This is a genomic window from Cupriavidus sp. 291-E7, assembly GCF_057798835.1.
Window position 1 is genome coordinate 22,632 of the sequence record NZ_JBYOJV010000025.1, and the last position, 20,599, is coordinate 43,230.

18 protein-coding genes are annotated in these 20,599 nt (G+C 64.9%); 9 read left to right on the forward strand and 9 right to left on the reverse strand.

What is annotated here, in order from left to right:
• Positions 1-92: 92 nt before the first annotated feature.
• The gene (locus AC3FLX_RS29435) at positions 93-554 is read left to right on the forward strand and encodes an HU family DNA-binding protein (RefSeq protein ID WP_488700869.1); all 462 of its coding nucleotides are present in this window, start codon (positions 93-95) and stop codon (positions 552-554) included.
• Positions 555-717: 163 nt separating this feature from the next.
• On the opposite strand, the gene AC3FLX_RS29440 is transcribed toward AC3FLX_RS29435, so the two are convergent.
• Positions 718-1,674 carry a LysR family transcriptional regulator gene (locus AC3FLX_RS29440; RefSeq protein WP_488700870.1) on the reverse strand — a complete coding sequence of 319 codons (957 nt, stop codon included), beginning with the start codon at positions 1,672-1,674 and terminating at the stop codon, positions 718-720.
• Positions 1,675-1,824: 150 nt separating this feature from the next.
• On the opposite strand from AC3FLX_RS29440, the gene AC3FLX_RS29445 reads away from it, so the two are divergent.
• From AC3FLX_RS29445 to AC3FLX_RS29455, 3 genes are all read left to right on the forward strand, one after another.
• Positions 1,825-3,042 carry a pyridoxal phosphate-dependent aminotransferase gene (locus AC3FLX_RS29445; protein WP_488700871.1) on the forward strand — a complete coding sequence of 406 codons (1,218 nt, stop codon included), beginning with the start codon at positions 1,825-1,827 and terminating at the stop codon, positions 3,040-3,042.
• A 108-nt stretch (positions 3,043-3,150) separates the two neighbouring features.
• The gene (locus AC3FLX_RS29450) at positions 3,151-4,149 is read left to right on the forward strand and encodes a Bug family tripartite tricarboxylate transporter substrate binding protein (protein ID WP_488700872.1); all 999 of its coding nucleotides are present in this window, start codon (positions 3,151-3,153) and stop codon (positions 4,147-4,149) included.
• Between the two features lie 10 nt (positions 4,150-4,159).
• Positions 4,160-4,858, forward strand: a complete 699-nt coding sequence (locus tag AC3FLX_RS29455) for an RraA family protein (RefSeq protein WP_488700873.1) — start codon at positions 4,160-4,162, stop codon at positions 4,856-4,858.
• Positions 4,859-4,883: 25 nt separating this feature from the next.
• On the opposite strand, the gene pdxR is transcribed toward AC3FLX_RS29455, so the two are convergent.
• Positions 4,884-6,371: a MocR-like pyridoxine biosynthesis transcription factor PdxR gene (pdxR, locus tag AC3FLX_RS29460; RefSeq protein WP_488700874.1), complete on the reverse strand. Its 1,488-nt coding sequence runs from the start codon at positions 6,369-6,371 to the stop codon at positions 4,884-4,886.
• A gap of 110 nt (positions 6,372-6,481) precedes the next feature.
• On the opposite strand from pdxR, the gene AC3FLX_RS29465 reads away from it, so the two are divergent.
• From AC3FLX_RS29465 to AC3FLX_RS29485, 5 genes are all read left to right on the forward strand, one after another.
• Positions 6,482-7,747 carry a 4-aminobutyrate--2-oxoglutarate transaminase gene (locus tag AC3FLX_RS29465; protein WP_488700875.1) on the forward strand — a complete coding sequence of 422 codons (1,266 nt, stop codon included), beginning with the start codon at positions 6,482-6,484 and terminating at the stop codon, positions 7,745-7,747.
• A gap of 265 nt (positions 7,748-8,012) precedes the next feature.
• Positions 8,013-8,990 carry a Bug family tripartite tricarboxylate transporter substrate binding protein gene (locus tag AC3FLX_RS29470; RefSeq protein ID WP_488700876.1) on the forward strand — a complete coding sequence of 326 codons (978 nt, stop codon included), beginning with the start codon at positions 8,013-8,015 and terminating at the stop codon, positions 8,988-8,990.
• A 72-nt stretch (positions 8,991-9,062) separates the two neighbouring features.
• Complete coding sequence (locus AC3FLX_RS29475; RefSeq protein WP_488700877.1) at positions 9,063-10,652, forward strand: gamma-glutamyltransferase family protein; 1,590 nt, start codon at positions 9,063-9,065, stop codon at positions 10,650-10,652.
• 129 nt (positions 10,653-10,781) lie between these two features.
• Positions 10,782-13,007, forward strand: a complete 2,226-nt coding sequence (locus AC3FLX_RS29480; protein WP_488700878.1) for a rhodanese-like domain-containing protein — start codon at positions 10,782-10,784, stop codon at positions 13,005-13,007.
• Positions 13,008-13,098: 91 nt separating this feature from the next.
• Complete coding sequence (locus AC3FLX_RS29485) at positions 13,099-14,646, forward strand: hypothetical protein (protein ID WP_488700879.1); 1,548 nt, start codon at positions 13,099-13,101, stop codon at positions 14,644-14,646.
• A gap of 50 nt (positions 14,647-14,696) precedes the next feature.
• On the opposite strand, the gene metC is transcribed toward AC3FLX_RS29485, so the two are convergent.
• The 7 genes from metC to AC3FLX_RS29520 form a co-directional block, all read right to left on the reverse strand.
• Positions 14,697-15,896, reverse strand: coding sequence for a cystathionine beta-lyase (gene metC / locus AC3FLX_RS29490; protein ID WP_488700880.1), 1,200 nt, complete (start codon positions 15,894-15,896; stop codon positions 14,697-14,699).
• A gap of 6 nt (positions 15,897-15,902) precedes the next feature.
• Positions 15,903-16,748, reverse strand: a complete 846-nt coding sequence (locus AC3FLX_RS29495; RefSeq protein WP_488700881.1) for an amino acid ABC transporter ATP-binding protein — start codon at positions 16,746-16,748, stop codon at positions 15,903-15,905.
• Positions 16,735-17,547, reverse strand: a complete 813-nt coding sequence (locus tag AC3FLX_RS29500) for an amino acid ABC transporter permease (protein ID WP_488700882.1) — start codon at positions 17,545-17,547, stop codon at positions 16,735-16,737. The genes AC3FLX_RS29495 and AC3FLX_RS29500 overlap by 14 nt, the downstream gene beginning before the upstream one ends.
• Positions 17,537-18,337: an amino acid ABC transporter permease gene (locus tag AC3FLX_RS29505; protein ID WP_488700883.1), complete on the reverse strand. Its 801-nt coding sequence runs from the start codon at positions 18,335-18,337 to the stop codon at positions 17,537-17,539. The genes AC3FLX_RS29500 and AC3FLX_RS29505 overlap by 11 nt, the downstream gene beginning before the upstream one ends.
• A 14-nt stretch (positions 18,338-18,351) precedes the next feature.
• Entirely contained in the window at positions 18,352-19,182 is an 831-nt protein-coding gene (locus AC3FLX_RS29510; protein ID WP_488700884.1) for a transporter substrate-binding domain-containing protein, read from the reverse strand.
• Positions 19,183-19,301: 119 nt separating this feature from the next.
• Positions 19,302-20,315, reverse strand: a complete 1,014-nt coding sequence (locus AC3FLX_RS29515; protein ID WP_488700885.1) for a Bug family tripartite tricarboxylate transporter substrate binding protein — start codon at positions 20,313-20,315, stop codon at positions 19,302-19,304.
• A 105-nt stretch (positions 20,316-20,420) separates the two neighbouring features.
• Positions 20,421-20,558, reverse strand: coding sequence for a hypothetical protein (locus tag AC3FLX_RS29520; RefSeq protein WP_488700886.1), 138 nt, complete (start codon positions 20,556-20,558; stop codon positions 20,421-20,423).
• Between the last annotated feature and the right edge of the window lie 41 nt (positions 20,559-20,599).

The window sequence follows — 20,599 nt, forward strand, 5'->3', positions numbered from 1 at the left end:
CCGGCAAGCACGAATCGCAACGATGCAAAGCGCTAACGCAGCGGACATTGCGAATCGGCCGGGACCTCAATCTTCAACTCTCGTACATTGATATGGCGACCAAAGCGAAACCGACCGCGAAGACTGCAACCAAGCCTGCTGCCAAGAAGGCCGCAGCACCCAAGGCACCCGTGAAGGCTGCCGCAAAGAAGGCCGCCGCTCCGGCCAAGAAGGCTGCTCCCGCCGCTGCTCCGACCGTGAAGCCGCTGAAGGACACCTTCAACAAGTCGAGCCTGGTCGCTCACCTGGTAGCGCAAACCCAGCTCGAAGCCAAGGCCGTGAAGACGGTGCTGGCCCACCTCGAAAACACCATCGTTAGCGCGCTGAACAAGAAGGGCGCTGGCGAATTCACGCTGCCGGGCCTGCTGAAGGTGACCGCGCAGCAAGTGCCGGCCAAGAAGAAGCGCTTCGGCAAGGACCCGTTCACCGGTGAAGAGCGTTGGTTCCCGGCCAAGCCGGCCAGCGTCAAGGTCAAGGTCCGTCCGCTGAAGAAGCTGAAGGACGCTGCTGCCTGATACGCAGTCCCTTTGGTAGTCGCTTGCCTGATGCCTGCCCCGTGCAGGCACCGGGCAGCTTAAGACCCCGTGTTCGAAAGAATGCGGGGTTTTTTGTTGGCGTCGGTGATGGCGCCGTCCGGTTCTTGCGCCGTCTCTCGGCGGCTACCGTGGACCCGTGCTCTCAGGGCGCCGGGTTGCCCGTTTGCGTTTGCGCCAGCGGCGGGTGGGTGCCGGCAAGATCGAAGGGGCCGCGCTTGAAGCTGCATACCCGACATGCCGTTTCTGCGATGACGTCGAGCGCCCGCGAGAAACCCGATGGCCGGTACACCGCCGAATAGACCAGCGGCGGCGGCATGGGATCGGTGCGCACCACGCGCAGCAGACCGGCTTCGATATCGTTGGCGAAATAGTCGATGGCCAGCTGGCTGATGCCCAGGCCTTCGATGGTCAACTCCCGCAACACCGTCAGGCTGTTGGTGGAAAAGACCTTCTTGAACCGGAACCCGTGCTCCTGGTTCCACGGCCCGTAGAACGCGTTCTTTGCGGAACCCACGGCCTGTTCCAGCACCGGATACTCGGCGAGTTCGTCGGGTTTTAGCGGGCGATCGGGAATGCCGAGCTTCGGGCTGGCCATCCACGGGTCTTCCACCTGTCCCACCGCCACGCACCGGTACGCAGCGCCCCAGTATTTGCCGGGCAGGATGGTCAGGTCGATCGTATTGGCTTCCAGCTCGGCAAAAAGGCTCAGGCCAGCATCGACCACCGGTTCGATCTGAAGCGCGGGATGCTGCGACTTCAGCTCGCGCAACAGCCGCGTCAGCCAGGTCAATGCAACCAGCTCGGTCACGCCGATGCGGAAGGTGCCGCGCACCTCGTTATCAAGGCCGACCTCACGGCTGATCCGTTCCTTGAGCCCCATCGACTCTTCGGCAATTGGCATGAGCCTTGCACCGGCCTGCGTGGGTACCAGGCCCTTGGGCATACGATGCACGAGCTGCACGCCAAGCGCTTGCTCAAGCTCGATCACGCGCTTGGACACCGCCGATTGCGTCGTAAACAGCTTTGCCGCCGCGACGGTGAAGGACGCATTGGTGACGCTGAAATAGAAAGCTTCGAGTTGCTTGAAAGTTACATTCATGCGCGCACCGGGCGATGCTGTCGGAAGAAACAGGGCATCACTATGGCTCATCGCACGAACAAATGGAATAGCGAGGGGCGAGCATTACTCGTTTGTGGCATAGCGCGGCGGCTTACATACTGGCAGCCATCGATCCACACGCGAATCACCATGCTGAAGCTTTCCGACAGACTCAATCGAATCAAGCCGTCGCCGAGTTCTATGGCCGGACAGCGCGTGCGCGAGCTGCGCGCCGCCGGCCGTGACGTTATTGGCCTGACGGCTGGCGAGCCGGACTTTGCCACGCCGGCCCATATCTGCGAGGCGGCCCTCGCGGCGATGCAGTCGGGCAAGACCGGGTACACCGACGTCGGCGGAACCTCCGAGCTGCGCGAAGCCGTGGCCCGCAAGTTCGCACGTGAGAACGGGCTGCACTACAAGGCTGGCGAAATCATCGTCAGCACCGGCGCCAAGCAGGTGATCTTCAACGCGATGCTCTGTACCGTGCAGGCCGGGGACGAGGTCATCATTCCCGCGCCATACTGGGTGTCGTACCCCGATATCACGCTGTTTGCCGGCGGCACGCCGGTGTTCGTTCCCGGCACGCCCGAAACCGGTTTCAAGCTGACGCCCGAGGCGCTGGAGCGCGCCATCACGCCGCGCACCCGCTGGCTGATGCTGAATGCCCCAAATAACCCGAGCGGTGCCGCGTATCGCCGCGAAGAACTGGTTGCGCTGGGCGAGGTGCTTGAACGGCATCCCCACGTCTGGATCATGACCGACGACATCTACGAGCACCTGATGTACGACGGCTCCGGCTTCTTCACGATCGCGCAGGCCTGCCCGCAGCTGGCCGATCGCACGTTGACCATCAATGGCGTCTCGAAGGCTTACGCCATGACCGGATGGCGCATCGGATACGCGGGCGGCCCCGCGGCGCTGATCAAGGCCATGACCAAGCTGCAATCGCAAAGCACCTCGTGCGCCAACGCAGTAGCCCAGGCGGCTGCGGTGGCGGCGCTCGAAGGCCCGCAGGACTTCATCACGAGGAATCGGGACATCTACCGCCAGCGCCGCGACTTCATGGTCGATGCGCTGAACCGGATCGACGGCATCTCATGTGAGCCGCCGGCCGGTGCGTTCTACCTCTTCGCGTCGTGTACCGGGCTGTTTGGCCGCGAGTCCGCCAATGGTGTCAGGATTGAGAATAGCGAGCAGTGGGGCGCCTGGGCGCTCGATTCGGCCGATATCGCCTTCCTGGCCGGTTCAGCCTACGGGGTCGACACGCACTTCCGGCTGTCGTTTGCCACAAGCATGGAGGTGCTGGCCGAAGGCGCGCGGCGCATTGCGAACGCCGCCGAAGCCCTGCGTGCCGTAGCAACGCCATGACACGAACATAGACAGAGATTGCGAGCAGGGTCCATAGAGACCCGCCGCGATGATCCACAGACAGCCTCTCCAGCGCACGTTTCCCCCTACGACCACAAATCCGACATCATGCGCAACCTGCCAAATTTTTCCATCCGTCCACGTTTCATTCGGGGCCTGGCCGCCGGACTGGCGCTTCTTGCCGCCACGCACGCCGCCGTGGCGCAGGACGCCTGGCCGACCCGTCCCATCCGGATTCTCGTAGGGTTTTCGCCGGGTGGCTCGAATGACATCGTTGCCCGCCTGATCGCGCCGAAGCTTGCCGATGCGCTGGGCAAGCAGGTGCTGATCGACAACCGGCCCGGCGCCGGGGGCAGCATTGCGGCGGAAACCATGCTCAAGGCACCGGCCGATGGCTACACGCTGATGATCTGCACGCCTGGAACGCTGACGATCCAGCCGTTCCTGCAGAAGATGAGTTTCGACGCGCAAACGGACATCGTCCCCGTCACGCTGATCGCCAACACACCCTATATAGCGCTCGTCAACGCATCGTTGCCCATCCATAACGTCAAGGAGTTGATCGCCTACGCCAAGGCCAATCCGGGCAAGCTGAACTATGCCTCGTCGGGCAGCGGCACGACCGGGCATCTGGCCGGCGAAATGTTCAAGTTGCGGACCGGCGTGGACATCGTTCATGTGCCGTACAAAGGCACGGGCCAGGCCATCGCGGACCTGCTTGGCGGGCAGGTTTCGCTGATCTTTGACCAGCCGATCAGCTCTCTGCAGTACGCAAAGTCGGGCAAGTTGCGTGTGGTTGGCGTTGCCGCCGCGCAGCGCCTGAGTTCGCTGCCCGATGTGCCGACGTTTGCCGAGGCAGGGGTGAAGGATTTCGAGCCGGTGCCCTGGACTGGCCTGTGCGCCGCCAAGGGAACGCCGGCGCCGGTTGTCGCGCGGTTGCAGAAGGAAGTGCAGCAGGTGCTGCGCCAGCCCGAAATCGCGCAGCGGCTGCAGCAGGATGGCATGGAGGTGGTGGGCAGTACGTCGGAGAAATTCCGCGATTTCCTGCAGGCCGACAGGCAGAAGTGGTCTGGCGTCATCAAGGCTGCCAACGTGGCGCTGAACTGAGAGAACATCGATGAGTAACAGTCAGGACTTCCGCGCGATCGTGACCGAGATCGCGCGTGTTCCCCCGCAGCTCGTGGCACGGGCTTCGCACTTTGCTTCGTCGATTCTGGCGGACGTCAATGGCCGGCGCGGCGGCATGCATGGGCGCGTCGCGCCAATGGACCCGCGATTCCGCATTTGCGGGACGGCAGTGACCGTGGACGTCCGGCCCGGTGACAACCTCATGATTCACGCGGCCATTGCGCTGGCCCGGCCCGGCGACGTCATCGTCGTGGACGGCAAGGCTGACCAGACCTGCGCGCTGATGGGGGCCATCATGGCGAACCAGTGTCTGGCATCCGGCCTGGCCGGCGTTGTCCTGGATGCCGCCGCGCGCGATTTCGATGAAATCCGCGAGCTTGGCTTTCCGATGTACGCGGTTGGCACGAATCCGAACGGACCCACCAAGCTCGTTCCGGGGCTGATCAACCATCCGGTCCAGTGTGGCGGCGTGACCGTGCACCCGGGCGACCTCGTGGTGGGCGATGCCGACGGCGTGGTCGTCATCGAGCGCGAGAAGGTGGCGGAGATACTCGATCTGGCAGCGGAAAAGCTCGAAGGCGAGCGCAAGCGCATCGCCAATATCCAGTCCGGTGCCGAGACCAGGCCCGCATGGCTTGCGTCCGCGCTGGCGGCGTCTGGCGTGCTGGCGCCGGGGCAGGTGCTGTAGCGCCCGGCGGCGACAGCCTCGGGCGCTAGCGCTGCAGGCAACCCAGCAGCACATCGAACGCCGGTCCGATGTGCTCCTCGGGCACGCATGCATAGCCGAGCAAGAGGCCCTTCTGCACTTCGCCGCCGGTGTAATAGCGTGACAGCGGCCGCACCACGACGCCACGGACACGCGCGGTTTCGGCGATGGCCACATCGTCGGCATCGTCGGGCAGCCGCAGTACCAGGTGCAGGCCGGCGTTGCTGCCTTGCGGGTTCAGGGCCTCGGGGCCGAGGTAGCGCTCGATGAGATTGGCCAGCACCGCGCGGCGCCTGGCATAGAGCGGTCGCATCCGGCGGATATGCGCGGCATAGTCGCCGGCCTGCATGAACTCGGCCACGGTGGCCTGCGTCATCAGGTGGCCGGCGCGGTACAGGTCCGCGTGAGCGGTCTGGAACGGGGCGGCCAGCTCACGTGGCAGCACCAGATAACCCATGCGCAGGCCCGGATACAGCGTCTTGCTGAAGGTGCCGATGTAGATCACCGGGGCGTCGGGTTCCATGCCTTGCAGCGAGGGAATGGGCTGGCCCGAGAAACGGAACTCGCTGTCGTAGTCGTCTTCCACTATCCAGCTGCCGCGCTGGCGCGCATATTCCAGCAGCGCGCGCCGCCGTCTGAGGCTCATGACCGCGCCCATCGGATACTGGTGCGACGGCGTCACGAAGATGAAGCGCGGTGCGGAGGTGTCGGCGGCGTCCGTATCGGGCAAGGTCAGACCCTCGTCGTCGACGGCCCTTGGCACCATGCTGATCTCGGACATATGCAGCACGCCGCGAATGCCCCAGTAGCCCGGCTCTTCCACCCATGCCTGATCGCCAGGCGACCCCAGCAGCCGAACCACGAGGTCAATCGCCTGGTGGATGCCTTCGGTAATCAGCACCTGTCCCGCATCGCAGCGCACCGACCGCGCCACCCGTAAATGGGCGGCCACCGCTTCACGCAATTGCGGCAGCCCGCCGCCGTGGCTGTAGCTGAGCCACTCCGGCTGCGGATTGCGCCACAGCCGCGCCGAAATCTGGGCATAGCGCCGGTGCGGGAACCGGCGCAGGTCCGGCACCCCAGGCATGAATGCCCCCCATTGCGTGGGCGATGCGGATGCATTGGCCAGCAGGCGTTGTCCGCGTGTGGAAAGCCCGGGCATGGCCTGCGAGTGGGCCGTGGCCACGGTGGCCGCCTTGGCATTGAGGAAACTCTCCGGTGCGGTATCTGCCACAAAGGTGCCGCTGCCCGTGCGCGCACGCAAATACCCTTCAGCCAGCAACTGCTCGTACGCAAACATCACCGTGTTGCGTGACAGGCTCAGCTCGGCGGCAAGGTCGCGCTGCGGCGGCAGCCGCGTGGCCGGCGCCAGGCTGCCATCGAGGATGGCGCCACGAATGCACTCGTAGAGGCCCCGGTTCAGGGGCTTGCCGAAGGCCGACAGGCCCTCGGGTCCCATGCGCTGGAGCAGCAGGTCACCGCAGATCGACTTCAATTGGCACCATTGGATTTCTGGAAGTGGCGCTGGATTGTAGAGCCAAATCTGATTGAAATGGGCGACATCGCCGCTATCGGCGCCAACCTGCCACTTCGCTCCCCCGTACCATGAAGAACATCGAACTGAATCAACGTCGCAGCCTTGCCACGCCTCGCGGTGTCGGCGTGATGTGCGAGATGTATGCCAAGCGCGCCGAGAATGCGACGCTCTGGGACGTCGAAGGGCGCGCCTATACCGATTTCGCGGCCGGCATTGCCGTGCTGAACACCGGTCATCGCCATCCGCGCGTGATGCAGGCCGTGGCCGCGCAGCTCGAATGCTTCACCCATACCGCGTACCAGGTCGTGCCGTACGAAAGCTATGTGTCGCTGGCCGAGCGCATCAACGCGCTGGTGCCAATTACCGGGCTGAACAAGACGGCGCTGTTCACCACTGGCGCGGAAGCCGTGGAGAACGCCATCAAGATTGCCCGCGCCCATACCGGCCGCCCGGGCGTGATTGCATTCTCCGGCGCGTTTCACGGCCGCACACTGCTGGGCATGGCGCTGACCGGCAAGGTGGTGCCCTACAAGGTGGGCTTCGGGCCGTTCCCGTCGGACATCTACCACGCGCCATTCCCGAACGCGCTGCATGGCATCGGCACGGAGCAGGCATTGCAGGCGCTGGAGACGCTGTTCAAGACCGATATCGACCCGCAACGCGTAGCCGCCATCATCGTCGAGCCGGTGCAAGGCGAGGGCGGTTTCCAGCCCGCGCCCGCGGATTTCATGCGTGGCCTGCGCGCGGTGTGCGACAAGCACGGGATCGTGCTGATCGCCGATGAAGTGCAGACCGGCTTTGGCCGTACCGGCAAGCTGTTTGCGATGGCGCATTACGACGTGCAGCCGGACCTGATCACGATGGCCAAGAGCCTGGCCGGAGGCATGCCGCTGTCCGCTGTGTGCGGCCGCGCGGCAATCATGGACGCGCCACTGCCCGGCGGCCTGGGCGGCACGTATGCGGGCAACCCGTTGGCCGTGGCCGCCGCGCATGCGGTGCTCGACACGATTGCCGAGGAGCATCTGTGCGAACGCGCCGCCGAGCTGGGCGCCCAACTGAAGGCGCACCTCGAAGCGTTGCGCCCGCAATGCCCGCGCATGGCGGAAGTGCGCGGCGTCGGTTCGATGATTGCCGCCGAGTTCTGCGACCCCGCCACCGGCGCGCCGGATGCCGAGTTTGCCAAGCTCGTGCAGGCCCGCGCGATGGAAGCTGGCCTGATCCTGCTCACGTGCGGCACGTACGGCAACGTCATTCGCTTCCTGTATCCGCTCACGATTCCGCGCGAGCAATTCGATGCGGCGCTGGCCGTGCTGGCCGGAGCGCTGACGGCATAGGTAACCCGGCGCAAACCACCAAAGGAGAGTGCCAGGCACTGATGCAGTGCCCTGGCACCAGGAGACAGCACCGGCCTCTGCCGCACCGGCAAAAACATTCATTCATCCGGTGCGCAACACCCGCAAACTTCATCGTGTTGAAGGGGGCGGATGAGGCTCGTGTCGAAGACGCAGCGCTGCCAGTGGCACGCATATTGCGGACTGAACGAGGCCATGCCGTGTGTTCACGCGGATGACCAACGTTCGAATCAATGAGGGTACAGACATGCGTTTCTCTTCTTTCCGGGCACTACTTTCCATCACCATGCTCGCGGCGTCGTCCGTGGCGCTGGCACAGACGGCGCGCGACTGGCCGACGCAACCGGTGCGCATCGTGGTGCCGTTCCAGGCCGGCTCCGCAACCGACCTGATCACCCGGCAACTCGGCGCCGGACTGAGCAAGGAATACGGCCAGACCTTCGTCGTGGAAAACCGGCCCGGCGCGGCCGCGATGATCGGCAGCGAAGCGGCGGCGCGCGCGCCCGGCGACGGTTATACGTTGCTGATGTCCGGCCCGGCATCGATGGTGACGAACCGCTTCCTCTACAAGAAGCTCAGCTACGATCCGGATGCGTTCGAAAAGGTCGCTGTCGTGGCCGTTACGCCCAACATCCTGCTGTCCAACCCTTCGCTGCCGTTCAAGACGCTTCCGGAGATGGTGGCCTATGCCAAGGCCAATCCGGGCAAGCTGACGTATGCGTCGTTCGGCACTGGCACCACCTCGCATATCGCCGGTGAAATGCTGAAGGCCGCCGCGGGTATCGACATCGTGCACGTGCCGTACAAGGGCGCGGGCGAAGCCATTCCGGCGCTGTTGTCGGGGCAGGTGTCGATGTACTTCGACACCATCATGACGGGGCTGCCGTTTGTGAAGGGCGGCAAGCTGCGCGCGCTGGGCATGTCCACGGCCCGCCGGTCGCCGCAGGCGCCCGAGATTCCCACCATCGCGGAGCAAGGCTATCCGGGATTCGATATCGCGCCGTGGTACGGCATTGTCGCGCCCAAGGGCACGCCGGCCGATGTGGTGGTCAAGCTCAATACGTCGATCAACAAGCTGCTCGGCACGCACGATTTTCGTGAGAAGCTGGCTGTGACCGGCGCGGAGCCGCGTGGCGGCAGCGTCAGCGACTTCACCGCCATGATCAACGCCGAGATCCCCCGTACCGAAAAGCTCGTCAAGCAGTCTGGCGTGGCGCTGCAATAAGGCCGCGCTGTCATTCGTTGTGGCGCTGCGTTGTTGCAGCGCCGTGTCTCACATCCTGATCCGATTCTGCCCATGTTGCCTTTCGACTGGTCTTTCCCCTATCCCTCCCAGAAGATGCCGCTGCTGGCCGCCAACGCGGTGAGCACCAGCCAGCCGCTGGCTGCGCAGGCTGGCCTGCGCATGCTTTACGAAGGTGGCAATGCCATCGACAGCGCCATTGCCAGTGCCATTGCGCTCACGGTGGTGGAACCCGTCATGAACGGCATTGGCGGCGACATGTTCGCGCTGGTCTGGCACGAGGGGCAGCTCTATGGCCTCAACTCCAGTGGCCGCGCCCCCGCAAAATGGACGCTCGATCGTTTCGCCGGCCGTGACCGCATGCCGTCGGTGGGCTGGGATACGGTGACCGTTCCGGGCCAGGTGGCCGGATGGAAGGCGCTGTCGGCCCGCTTTGGCAAATTGCCGTTTGCGCGGCTGTTTGCGCCGGCCATCGAATACGCGGAGCACGGTTTCTTGGTATCGCCACAGATCGCGCGGCAGTGGGCCGCGCAGGTGCCGGTGCTGCGCGAACAGCCGGGTTTCGCGCAGGCCTTCATGCGTGATGGGCGCGCTCCGCAGGCTGGCGAACGCTGGCGCTTTCCGGAACAGGCCGCCACGCTGCGCAAGATTGCCGAGAGCGACGGCCAGAGCTTCTACAAGGGCGAACTGGCGCAGCGCATCGCGGCATTCGCGGAAGAAACCGGTGGCGCGCTGCGTGGCGAAGATCTGGCGGCACATGAGCCGGCCTGGGTCGAGCCGATGAAACAGGACTTCCGTGGCTATACGCTGCATGAGATTCCGCCGAATGGGCAGGGCATTGCCGCACTGATCGGTCTGGGCATTCTCGATCGCTTCGACCTGGAAGGCATGGGCGTGGACAGTGCGGACTTCTACCATGTCAGCATCGAGTCGATGAAGCTGGCATTCGCGGACCTGCACCGGCACGTTTCCGATCCGGCGACGATGCAGCACGCGCCCGCGTCATTCCTCGATCCGGCGTACCTGGCGGAGCGCGCGGCGCAGATCGATCTCAGGCGCGCGGGAACGCCTTCGGCCGGCACGCCGAAGACCGGCGGCACGGTCTACCTGGCCGCCGCGGACGCCGCGGGCTCGATGGTGTCGTTCATTCAGTCGAACTATCGCGGCTTTGGATCGGGTGTGGTGGTACCGGGCACAGGCATCTCGCTGCACAACCGTGGCGAAGGCTTCAACCTGAAGCCGGGGCACGCCAATTGCGTGGCCCCGCGCAAGCAGCCGATGCATACGATCATTCCGGGTTTCGTCACGCGCAACGGTGCGCCGGTGATGGCGTTTGGCGTGATGGGCGGCTCCATGCAGGCGCAAGGCCATGTGCAGATGATGGCGCGGCTTGCTGCGTTCGGTCAGAACCCGCAGGCAATGAGCGATGCACCACGCTTCCGTGTGGAACATGGCCCGGTGGTCAACGTGGAAGCGCATCTGCCGCCCGACGTTGTGGCCACGCTGCGCGAACGCGGGCACCGCGTGGAAGTGGCGCCGCGTGACAGCCTGGAGTTCGGCTCCGCGCAACTGATCTACAAGGCGCCGGATGGCTATATTGCCGCGTCGGACTCGCGGCGCGACGGGCAGGCCGTCGGGTTCTGATCGTCGGGGCGCCGTGGCCCGCATGGACTTGTGAACGCATAACCTTCTGCGCGTTTGTTCGTTCGTGCCGGGCGCGGCGGCCGCTAGAGTCGATGGCTTGGATACCATCCTGCCCCTCGGGCCATCGACATGAGCACATCCCCAGCCTCCCTGCCAGCAGCGGCAGCACCCGATATCGCCAGCCGTCGCCACGTAGCGGTGAATAACCTGATTGCACTGGCGCGCGCGTCGCTCGGCAGCGAAGCGGTGGCCGACAAGGCGCGCCTGGAACCAGTCGCGCGCGCCCTGGAGCAACTGGGCCTGCAACGAGAGCTGTTTCCGGCGGAACACTTTCCGGTATCCACCGATAATCCCGCGCAGGTCTACCGGCTGGCCGAGGATCTGGATGGACGGTTCGCGCTCTATGTCTCGGCCGGGTTGCCGGGCAAGGCTCAGCCGCCGCACGATCACACTACCTGGGCGATCATCGCCGGCATCAGCGGCCGCGAGCGCAACAACTTCTATGCACGCGAGCGCACGGACGATCCGACGCGCGACACGCTGCGGGAGATCGACGAATCCGATGTCGTCGCGGGGTCGTCAGTGACCTTGCTGCCCGACGACGTGCATACGATCGAACTGATCGGGGACGAACGCGGGCTGCATCTGCATTTCTATGGCCTTGCGCTGGACCGTCTGGCCGGGCGCGTAGTGTTCGAAAGCAAGGCAGGCGGCACCTACCGCCGCTTTGGGCCACCCCGGCGGCTTGCGGCGCCGGTGACCGATGCTGCCGCGTTGAAAGCGGCGCTGGCCGACGGCCATGAAATCGCATTGCTGGACGTGCGGGAGACCGGCGTCTTTACCAAGGGTCATGCCCTGCTGGCCGCGTCCGCGCCGTTGTGGCGGCTGGAGCTACTGATCGATCGGCTGGTGCCGCGACGCGATACCCGCATCGTGCTGATTGACGGCGGCGAGAATGCCGATGCGCTGGCGCATCAGGCCGCTGCAAAACTCGTGCGGCTGGGCTGGGGCAATGTTTCGGTGCTCGAAGGCGGCGTGGTGGCATGGGCGGCCGCCGGTAACGAACTGTTCACCGGTAGCAATGTACCCAGCAAGGCGTTCGGCGAGATCATCGAGCATGAAAAGCACACCCCGTGGATCGATGCGGACGAGCTGCATCGCCGTATCGAACGCGGCGAGGACATCGTTGTCGTGGACAGCCGCACCACGGAAGAATTCGCCGATTTCAGCCTGCCGTTCGCGCATAGCCTGCCCGGTGCGGAGCTGGTCTACCGGATCGGCGAACTTGCGCCGAACCCGGAAACGCTTGTGGTGGTCAACTGCGCCGGGCGCACGCGCAGCATCGTCGGCGCCCAAACCTTGATTGACGCTGGTATTCCGAATCCGGTGGCATCGCTCAAGGACGGCACGATGGCGTGGCTGCTGGCCGGCCGCGCTCTGGCGCAGGGCCGCGTCACGCCATTGCCCGAGCCGTCGACCACCACGGTCGACAGTGCGCGCACCCGCGCGGAACGTGTTGCCCGAACCGCGGGCGTACGGCGTATCGACGCAGCGGAGCTTGCGCGGCTCGAATCGGAAGCGGGCGTCCATACGCTGTATCGCTTCGACGTGCGCACGCGCGGGGAATACGAGTCCGGCCACCTGGCCGGCTGGCGCTGGGCGCCCGGCGGGCAACTGGTGCAGGCCACCGACGAATATCTGGCCACGCGCCGCGCCCGTATCGTGCTGGCCGATTTCGATGGCGTGCGGGCGTTGACCACGGCGGCGTGGCTGGCGCAACTTGGAGGCCGGGAGGTTTATGTATTCGCGCCGCCGGTTGATGCGGAGCTGGTCACCGGGCCGGAGCCGGTGCGCGTGCTGGCGTCGCGCCCGGCTGCGGCATCGGTATCCGCGCAACAGGCGTCGCAACGGCTTGCGTCGGGCACGGCAAGACTGTTCGACGTGGAGCGGCGCTCGGCCTACGAGAAGCGCCACGCCGCCGGTGCATTCTTCGCCGTTCCAGACCGGCTTGAAGCGCTGATCGCCGGAGTTCAGCCCGATCACACGATCCTGCTGACGTCATCCGATGGCGTACTGGCGCGCGTTGTGGCAGCGGAACTGGCCGCACGCACCGGCCGCGACGTGCGATACATCGGCGGTGGCACGCAGGCATGGGTCGCTGTCGGGTTGCCCGTGGAGGCGGGCGGTGACCGTGTCCTGACCGGCGACGATGACTACTGGTTCAGCCCTTATCAATATGCGGACGTCGCCAAACGCAATGCTGGCTTCCAGGAATACCTGGACTGGGAGGTCGGCCTCGTGGCGCAACTGGAGCGGGAAGGGGATATTGGTATCAGGCTGATTGCAGCCGCCTGACAGGCCGCGGAGACCGCATGCGATATGCGGTCTCAAGTTTCTGCTGAAAATGTCGTTAATGATCCACATTGCGTAAAGTTTCGTGGATCGTATGGTCGCCATCTCTTCCGTAAGTACCCAAGGAGTCGGCACGCGGGATGCCTTTGCCGTCCCGGCAGCCGACGCCAATGTTCAGACGCAGTCCCAGACGCCGTCCGCAACGACGGTCACGTTGGGGCAGACGACGCCCGCGCCGCCCAACTGGCCGACCTATTCGGTCAAGGATGCCGCGCCCACGCCGCTGTGGCAGCGCGCGGTGAACGATCCGATTTCCATCCGTATGGCCGGCAATATGTCCGCTTCCAAGCTTTCCGCGCGATTCGGCGGGCTTGGCGAGGCATTGCTCAGAGACCTTGCCGCCGGGAGTACGGGCTTCTCGCAATCGGTGATCCAGCTGCCGGCCGGCGAGCCTGCCGATGCCGTTGCGTCATCGAGCTTTCAGGCGCACTCCGCCAACGAGATCCAGTTGACCATCACCACGCGCAGTGGCGCCACGGTGGGTATCACGCTCGGCAGCGACGGCGATCGGCTGCGCGTACAGACATCGGTGAAGGACGGGCAGCTCAGCCAGGGAGAACTCGGCGCGCTGGGCAAGCTCTCGGCATCGTTTCAAAAATCGGTCGACGCGCTGACGGAGGTGCCGCCGCGCGTGGATCTGAATGGCCTGATGCAGTACGACGCCACGCAGTTCGCATCGGTACACCTCCAGGCGAGCATTTCGCTGGGCAACAACCAGTCCCAGACACTCGACTTCCAGGCCGATGACCGGCAACGTTCGATGACGTCGATTGGCCCGACCGGCACCGTGAAACTTGCCGTCGACACGACAACGCCCGCGATTTTCGGCACGGCCGCGCAGCAGGCCAAGGCCATCAGCCAGTACCTGAAGCAGTTCGACGATGCGAAGGCGCGCGGTCAGGGGGACGCTGCGTTGATATCGATGTTCAAGGATGCGTTCAGCGCCTTGCATAGCCAGTACAACACGGCCAGCGCGCAGCAGTCGCGCGTGACGTTCAGCGCTGGCGATCACGGCATGCTGACTGGGTTGGCCGATTTCTCGGCGTCGATCTCGCAGACGGCAACGTCGCCCAATCCGTTGCGCTCGGACGAGCGCGACACGTTCGACTACGCCGTCTCGCAATCCACGCAGTTGCTTGGCCGTGGCCAGGCGGACCGGGGCGCAAAGCAGCAACAGCAGTCAAGTCTCGATGCCAGCTACCATCGGGCATTGTCAGCGGACACGACGCTGTTCCTGACGGAGAGCCCGTATTCCCAGAACTACTATTACGAGCAGATTCACGACAAGGCCAGCAGCGAATCCGAGTTCGCCTATCGCAAGGGTGAACTGGTGAAGGCTACGCTGACGCAATCGGCCGATCAGTCCCGGCATACGCAGAAATACGTGATGGGCCGTCTCGAACAGGACTCGACCACGCCGTCATCGAAATCCCACACGACCGATGTGCTGGCGCTGGTCAAGGCCGCTGAAAAGGCCAGTAACGCCGGCTTGCGGCGCAATGCCGAACTGCGCGACAACGTGCTGTCGAGCATGCATGACAAGATCCTGCTGGAGTCGAACCCCGCGCAGTTGATGGCATAGGCGGTGCGCCGGGGATATCCCGGCGCGGAAGTCGCTTAACGTCGGTCGTATCAGGCGATGGTCTTCAGGAAGGCTTGCCGCAGGTCCGCAATCAGATCGTGCGGATCTTCCAGCCCGATGTGCAGACGGATGACGGGCGCGTTTCTGCCGTGCGCCTGCCAGCCGCGGGATGCATTGAGCCGGTCGGGCGGGGCCACCAGCGCCAGGCTCTCGTAGCCGCCCCACGATGCGCCGATCGAGAACAGCCGCAAGGCGTTGATGAACCGGCCGGCCGCCGCATGATCAGCGCCGTGCAGCGCGAACGAGACCAGGCCGCTGGCACCGCTGAAGTCGCGCTTCCAGAGTGCGTGACCGGGATCGGTCGGCAGGGCCGGGTAAAACGTGCGCGCTACCAGCGGCTGCTGCTGCAGCCATTGGGCGACCTCGGTGGCGTTGCGCTGATGCTGCGCGAGCCGCACCGGCAGCGTACGGAAACCGCGCAATGCCAGGTAGGCATCGTCGGCGCCGATGGTCAGGCCCAGTGCCTCGTGCGCGGTGGCAATGCGCGCCGCCAGTTCAGGACTATCGACGATCACGGCACCCTGCATCACGTCCGAATGGCCGGCGATGTACTTGGTCGCGGCCTGGACCGAGATATTCGCGCCAAGCTTCAGCGGTTGCAGGTACCAGCCACCGCTCCACGTATTGTCGACGGCAACGGGCACGCCTTTCGCCCGGGCGATAGCCGAGAGTGCGGGCAGGTCCAGCACATCGAATACCAGCGACCCCGGCGATTCCAGATAGACGAGCCGCGTCTCGGGGCGAATCAGCGCGTCGAGGTCGTCATGCGCCGGCGAAAAATACTCCACCTTCACCCCAAGGCGTTGCAGCAGCGTCTGATCTACCCGGCGCAGCGGCGCGTAGACGGTGTCCGATACCAGCGCGTGATCGCCGGGGCTGAGCAGCGCCAGCAGCACGAGCGTGATGGCGGACAGCCCCGAAGGCGCCAGGAAAGCGCGGTGGCCACCTTCGAGCGTGCACAGCGCGTCTTCCAGCGCTTCATGCGTATCCAGGCCATGACGGCCGTAAGTGGCAACGCGCTCGCCGTCCGCGCGGCGATGGTGGCGGTCGGCCAGCGTCTCCACCGTGTCGAAACGAACGGTACTGGTGCGCACCACCGGGACGTTGACGGGGCCAATGCCATCGCGCAGGCGCGCGCCGCCCGCGTGTAGCAGCCTGGTATGGATGTCGTCGGCAGGGTTCTGGGTCATCGATGCTCAACCTTGTGTGGAAGGGACGAACGCCGCGTTGAATTCGGCGGGCAAGCGCGGAATGGCGCCCAGCGCACGGCGCAGGAATGCCCGGGTGCGCTCATGAGTCGGGTTGCCGAAGATCTGCTCGGGCGGGCCATGCTCGACGATGCGGCCGGCCTCGGTGAAATAGATGTGGTCGCTGATTTCGGCGGCAAAGCGCATTTCGTGCGTGACCAGCACGCAGGTCATGCCATCCTCGACCAGTTCGCGGATGACGGTCAGCACTTCGCCCACGGTCTCCGGATCGAGTGCCGATGTGACTTCGTCGAACAGAATCAGCTCGGGCCGCATGGCCAATGCGCGGGCGATGGCCACGCGCTGCTGCTGTCCGCCCGACAACTCGCCAGGGTAGGCGTGGGCCTTGTCGGATAGCCGCACCTTGCCCAGCAGCGCATGGGCCTCCTGCTCGGCTTCACGCCGGCTGCGTCCGATCACGCGCGTCGGGGCGATGACCAGGTTCTCCAGCACGGTCAGGTGCGGAAACAGGTTGTACTGCTGGAATACAAAGCCCACGCGCTTGCGCAAGGCGATCAGCTCATCTTCGGTGCGCAACGCTTCCACCGCCGTGTCGCCCACGCGGATGCGGCCCTGTTGCGGCCGCAAAAGCCCGGTGATGCATCGCAGGATCGTGCTCTTGCCTGAGCCTGACGGGCCGATGATGGTCACGGCCTCGCCGCGTCGGACTTCGACGTCGATGCCTTTGAGCACGGCGTTGTCGCCAAAGGTCAGGTGCACATCGTGCAGGGCCACGAGTGGGGCGGCGGTCACGGGCGCCTGCGGGTGACGCAGGAATGAATCAGTGGCGTTCATGGCGACGCTCCAGCGCACGCGTGGCGCGCGCAATCGGATAGCAGTATGCGAAAAACAGGGCCAGCAGCGTGAAATAGACCAGCACCGTGAAGTCGGTGCTGGCCACGGTGTTGCTGGCCACCTGAGCGGTGTCGACCACATCGTGCACGCCTACCAGCGAGGCCAGCGACGTGCTCATGGTGATGCTCGCGTAGAGGTTCATCCACGGCGGCAGCATGCGGCGCACGCACTGCGGCAGCACGATAAGGCGAAAGATCTGGCGCCGCCGGAATGCCAGAGACTGGGCGGCCTCCCACTGCGCGCTCGGGATCGACTGGATCGCACCCCGGAAAATCTCGGCCACGTTGGCGCTGGCAGGCAGCGCAAGCCCGAGCACGACCTTGATCCAATCGGGGAACGGCACGGTCCAGTGCGCAATGTGCAGCTCGAACGGGAACACATAGGTGGTGAAGTACACCAGCACAAGGATGGGCGCGTTGCGGAACGCCTGCACCCAGAGGCGTGCCAGATGACGGACCCAATTCCGGGTCGACAGCGACAGCGCGCCGACGACAAGCCCCGCCAGTGTGCCGAGCGTCATCGACAGAATGCTGATTTCGATGTTGGCCCACATGCCGCGCAGCAGGGCGGTCGACCACGTCCACAGGTTGCGGAACGCAGCCGGTGTGCTGCCGGTGGCGGTCCAGAAACCGATGATGGCGATGACGCACAGCGCGGCCAACGTCCACGGATTGCGCAATGCGTCGAAGCCGGGGCGCTGCGCCGGGCGCCAGGGTAGGGCGATTGGCTTACTGGCCATAGCCGGGCATCCTTAATTGAAGTTCCAGCCATCGCCCCGCGCGACTGACCAGCCAGGTCAGTACGCCAAAGAACACCAGAATCAGCAGCAGTAGTTCCAGCACGTTGTCGCGCTGGGTCCAGATCATGATCGATTCATAGGTGACATCGCCGACGGCAATGGCTGACGCCACCGCAGTCATCTTCACCAGATCGACCAGGTTGTTGACCAGCGCCGGCAATGCGAAGCGCACGGCCAGCGGCAGTTCCACCTGTAGCAGCAGTTGCCGGCGGGAGAAACCCAGCGAGCGTGCCGCTTCCAGCGTGACGCGTGGCACGGCCTCGATACCGGCACGCAGCGCCTCGGCATGAAAGACGGCCTTGTGCAGCGACACCACGGCAACAACCCAGAAGAACGGCGTGAGCGGATTGCTGCCGCCGTGGCTGTTCAATTGCTGGGTGATCAGCATGTTGAGTACCAGAAAGCCGCAATAGAGCTGCACCAGCGTGGGCGTGTTGCGGGTCAGTTCGACGAACGCACGTGCCGGCGTGGCCAGCACCTTCCGTCCCGACGTCAGCATGGCCGCCAGCACGGCGCCGGCGATGAGGCTGCAGGGGATGGTCAGCGCGCAGAGCTGCAGTGTCACGACCAGGCCGTGCAGGAATGCCGAACGTTCGGCGTCATCGAGCAAGAACGCATAGTTGAGGCCTAGCGGCTTGAGCGCGGCCACGAGCGAGGTGTCTGCCCATGCTGCATGGGCCAATCCAGGACCGCTCAGGAGCAGCGCCGCGATCAGAAGATGCCCGCTCATTGTTGCCCCTGCCATCAGCCCTGCTGCTTGAACTTTGCCTGCAGCTCGGGCAGCAGCGGCTGCGGCGGCGTGATGCCGAGCCGCTTCTCAGTGCCGATCAGCCAGCCGCTGCGATGCCATTCCTGCACTACCTTGTCCACCGCGGCCACGGTGTCCGTGTCGCCCTTGCGTGCCCATACCACCGACGGCGCCGGCAGGATCTCGGTCGGGATCGGCGCGGCGTAGTTGGCCCACTCGGTATTGCTGCGCAGCAGCGGGTGAATCAGCGTGGCGTCATGCACGGCCGCCACGCATTGGCCGCCGCGCAGCGCGAGCAGCGATTCCGACGCGGTCTTGAAACCGCGTACCTGTGCGCCGTACTGTTCCTGCAATGGCTTTACAAAGCTGCTGCCCTGCGACGCGCAGACGGTCTTGCCACGCAGGTCTTCCCATTGATGAACGCCGCTGGTCTTGAGCACGGCGACGGTGCCGCCCACGCGATAGAACGGCGTGGGTGCATAGGACAGCAGCTCGCCACGGTCGGCGTTGTACTCCATCGATGCAATCAACAGGTCGACCTTGCCTTGCTGCAGGAACTGCACCCGGTTGGACGGATTCACCTGGACAAGGTCGGCCTCCACGCCGAGCCGCTTCGCCAGATCCCGCGCCAGCTCGGGATTCCAGCCGACGAGTTGCTGCGTGGCAGGGTCGATCGAACCGAACGGGCCGCCGTTGACCAGCACGCCGATGGATACCTTGCCGCGTTGCTTGATCTTGTCGAGCGTGGCATCGGCCCATGCGGCTTGCGTGGCGAGGAGTGAGAGGGCGATAGCGGCAATGGCGCGCGTGCGATGGATGGCGGTCATGAGCGAATGTAGGGCGAATGGAGTACGAGTCTGGGAATGGCGGGAGGGGCTGCCTTCCGCCCGGACAAAAAAGTCTTCTGGATATGGATGGATAGGCTGGCGGCGCGGTGCGCGCCGCATCAGTTCAGCTTGATACCTGAAGAAGCGATGACCGCCGCATAGCGCGGCAAGTCCTTCGACAGCGTGTCGTCGAGTGCCTGGGCGGACGACGCCACCACGACAAAGCCAGCCTCTTCGAGCAATTGCTTCGTGGCCGGTTGCGCCAGTACCGCTGTCGCGTCGCGGTTGATCCGTTCGATCACGTCGGCCGGTGTGGCGGCTGGCGCGAGCAGGCCCTGCCAGCTTTCCACGGCAAAGCCCGGCGCGCCGGCTTCGGCCATCGTGGGCACCTGCGGCAGCGCTTTCGACCGATACGGTGTGGTGACGGCGAGGGCGGTCAGCCGGCCATTGCGTACATAGTCGGTGACGGCGGCAAGCGTAATCAGCGTGGCATCGATATGGCCGCCGAGCAGGTCCAGCGTGGCGGGTCCGCCGCCGGGGTAGGGAATGTAGTTGACCTGGATGCCAAGCTGGCGTGACAGCATTTCATGCGCGACGTGTGCGATGCCGCCATTGCCTGGCAGCCCCAGCGCGAGTTCGCCAGGCTTGCGCCGCGTCAGTGCCAGATAGTCCTGGAAGGTGCGCACGCCAAGATCGGGACGCACCACCAGGATCTGCGGACTGACCACCGCCTTGATGACGCCACGAAATGCATGGTTGGTGTCATAGGGCAGGCGCTTGAAGAGCGACGCGTTCAGTGTCACGCCTTCGCCGCCTAGCAGCAGCGTGTAGCCGTCTGGCGCCGCGCGTGCCACTTGTGCCGCGCCAATCGTGCCGCTGGCGCCGGCCACGTTTTCCACCACAACGCTCTGATGCCATTGCTCGCTGAGTTTCTGTGCAAGCGTGCGCGCCAGCTTGTCCGCACTGCCGCCAGCCGCCACCGGCACGATGATGCGGACCGTCTTGGTGGGAAAGGTGCTGCCGGGCGTATTGGCGAAGGCCGGGCTGGCAAAGGCGGCCACTATGGCGAGCGATGCAAGTACCAGTCGGCGGAGATGGAGAGCGAAAAGAACTGGCAGGGCGTGGCGCGGCATGATCAAGTCTGGTGTGGCGATGTAGCGAAGCCACCAGCTTATGGAGTGCCGCTTGCGAGGCGAACAAATCTTTTCGTACTTCGATATGCGTGCCGAAGCGTTGCTTCAAGCGCGCGGCGAACGGTTCATCGTCCGATCCGCGGGGTCGGGGTCGTGATGCGGCGGATACAGCGGATAGCGCAGCGCGGCGTAGACGAGCACCACGGTGCAGATGGCGGTGAACCAGTCGAGAAGGTCGGTCATGGCGGTGGCTCCTTGATGCCATCTTTGGGATGCGACGACGC

What these genes read in the sequence shown, in the direction of transcription:
- AC3FLX_RS29450 (WP_488700872.1), top strand. Translation starts at nt 3,151, where the DNA reads ATGCGCAACCTGCCAAATTTTTCCATCCGTCCACGTTTCATTCGGGGC.
- AC3FLX_RS29510 (WP_488700884.1), bottom strand. Translation starts at nt 19,182, where the DNA reads ATGACCGCCATCCATCGCACGCGCGCCATTGCCGCTATCGCCCTCTCA.
- AC3FLX_RS29440 (WP_488700870.1), bottom strand. Translation starts at nt 1,674, where the DNA reads ATGAATGTAACTTTCAAGCAACTCGAAGCTTTCTATTTCAGCGTCACC.
- AC3FLX_RS29445 (WP_488700871.1), top strand. Translation starts at nt 1,825, where the DNA reads ATGCTGAAGCTTTCCGACAGACTCAATCGAATCAAGCCGTCGCCGAGT.
- AC3FLX_RS29470 (WP_488700876.1), top strand. Translation starts at nt 8,013, where the DNA reads ATGCGTTTCTCTTCTTTCCGGGCACTACTTTCCATCACCATGCTCGCG.
- AC3FLX_RS29435 (WP_488700869.1), top strand. Translation starts at nt 93, where the DNA reads ATGGCGACCAAAGCGAAACCGACCGCGAAGACTGCAACCAAGCCTGCT.
- AC3FLX_RS29465 (WP_488700875.1), top strand. Translation starts at nt 6,482, where the DNA reads ATGAAGAACATCGAACTGAATCAACGTCGCAGCCTTGCCACGCCTCGC.
- AC3FLX_RS29515 (WP_488700885.1), bottom strand. Translation starts at nt 20,315, where the DNA reads ATGCCGCGCCACGCCCTGCCAGTTCTTTTCGCTCTCCATCTCCGCCGA.
- metC (WP_488700880.1), bottom strand. Translation starts at nt 15,896, where the DNA reads ATGACCCAGAACCCTGCCGACGACATCCATACCAGGCTGCTACACGCG.
- AC3FLX_RS29500 (WP_488700882.1), bottom strand. Translation starts at nt 17,547, where the DNA reads ATGGCCAGTAAGCCAATCGCCCTACCCTGGCGCCCGGCGCAGCGCCCC.
- AC3FLX_RS29520 (WP_488700886.1), bottom strand. Translation starts at nt 20,558, where the DNA reads ATGACCGACCTTCTCGACTGGTTCACCGCCATCTGCACCGTGGTGCTC.
- AC3FLX_RS29495 (WP_488700881.1), bottom strand. Translation starts at nt 16,748, where the DNA reads ATGAACGCCACTGATTCATTCCTGCGTCACCCGCAGGCGCCCGTGACC.
- AC3FLX_RS29475 (WP_488700877.1), top strand. Translation starts at nt 9,063, where the DNA reads ATGTTGCCTTTCGACTGGTCTTTCCCCTATCCCTCCCAGAAGATGCCG.
- AC3FLX_RS29505 (WP_488700883.1), bottom strand. Translation starts at nt 18,337, where the DNA reads ATGAGCGGGCATCTTCTGATCGCGGCGCTGCTCCTGAGCGGTCCTGGA.
- AC3FLX_RS29455 (WP_488700873.1), top strand. Translation starts at nt 4,160, where the DNA reads ATGAGTAACAGTCAGGACTTCCGCGCGATCGTGACCGAGATCGCGCGT.
- AC3FLX_RS29480 (WP_488700878.1), top strand. Translation starts at nt 10,782, where the DNA reads ATGAGCACATCCCCAGCCTCCCTGCCAGCAGCGGCAGCACCCGATATC.
- AC3FLX_RS29485 (WP_488700879.1), top strand. Translation starts at nt 13,099, where the DNA reads ATGGTCGCCATCTCTTCCGTAAGTACCCAAGGAGTCGGCACGCGGGAT.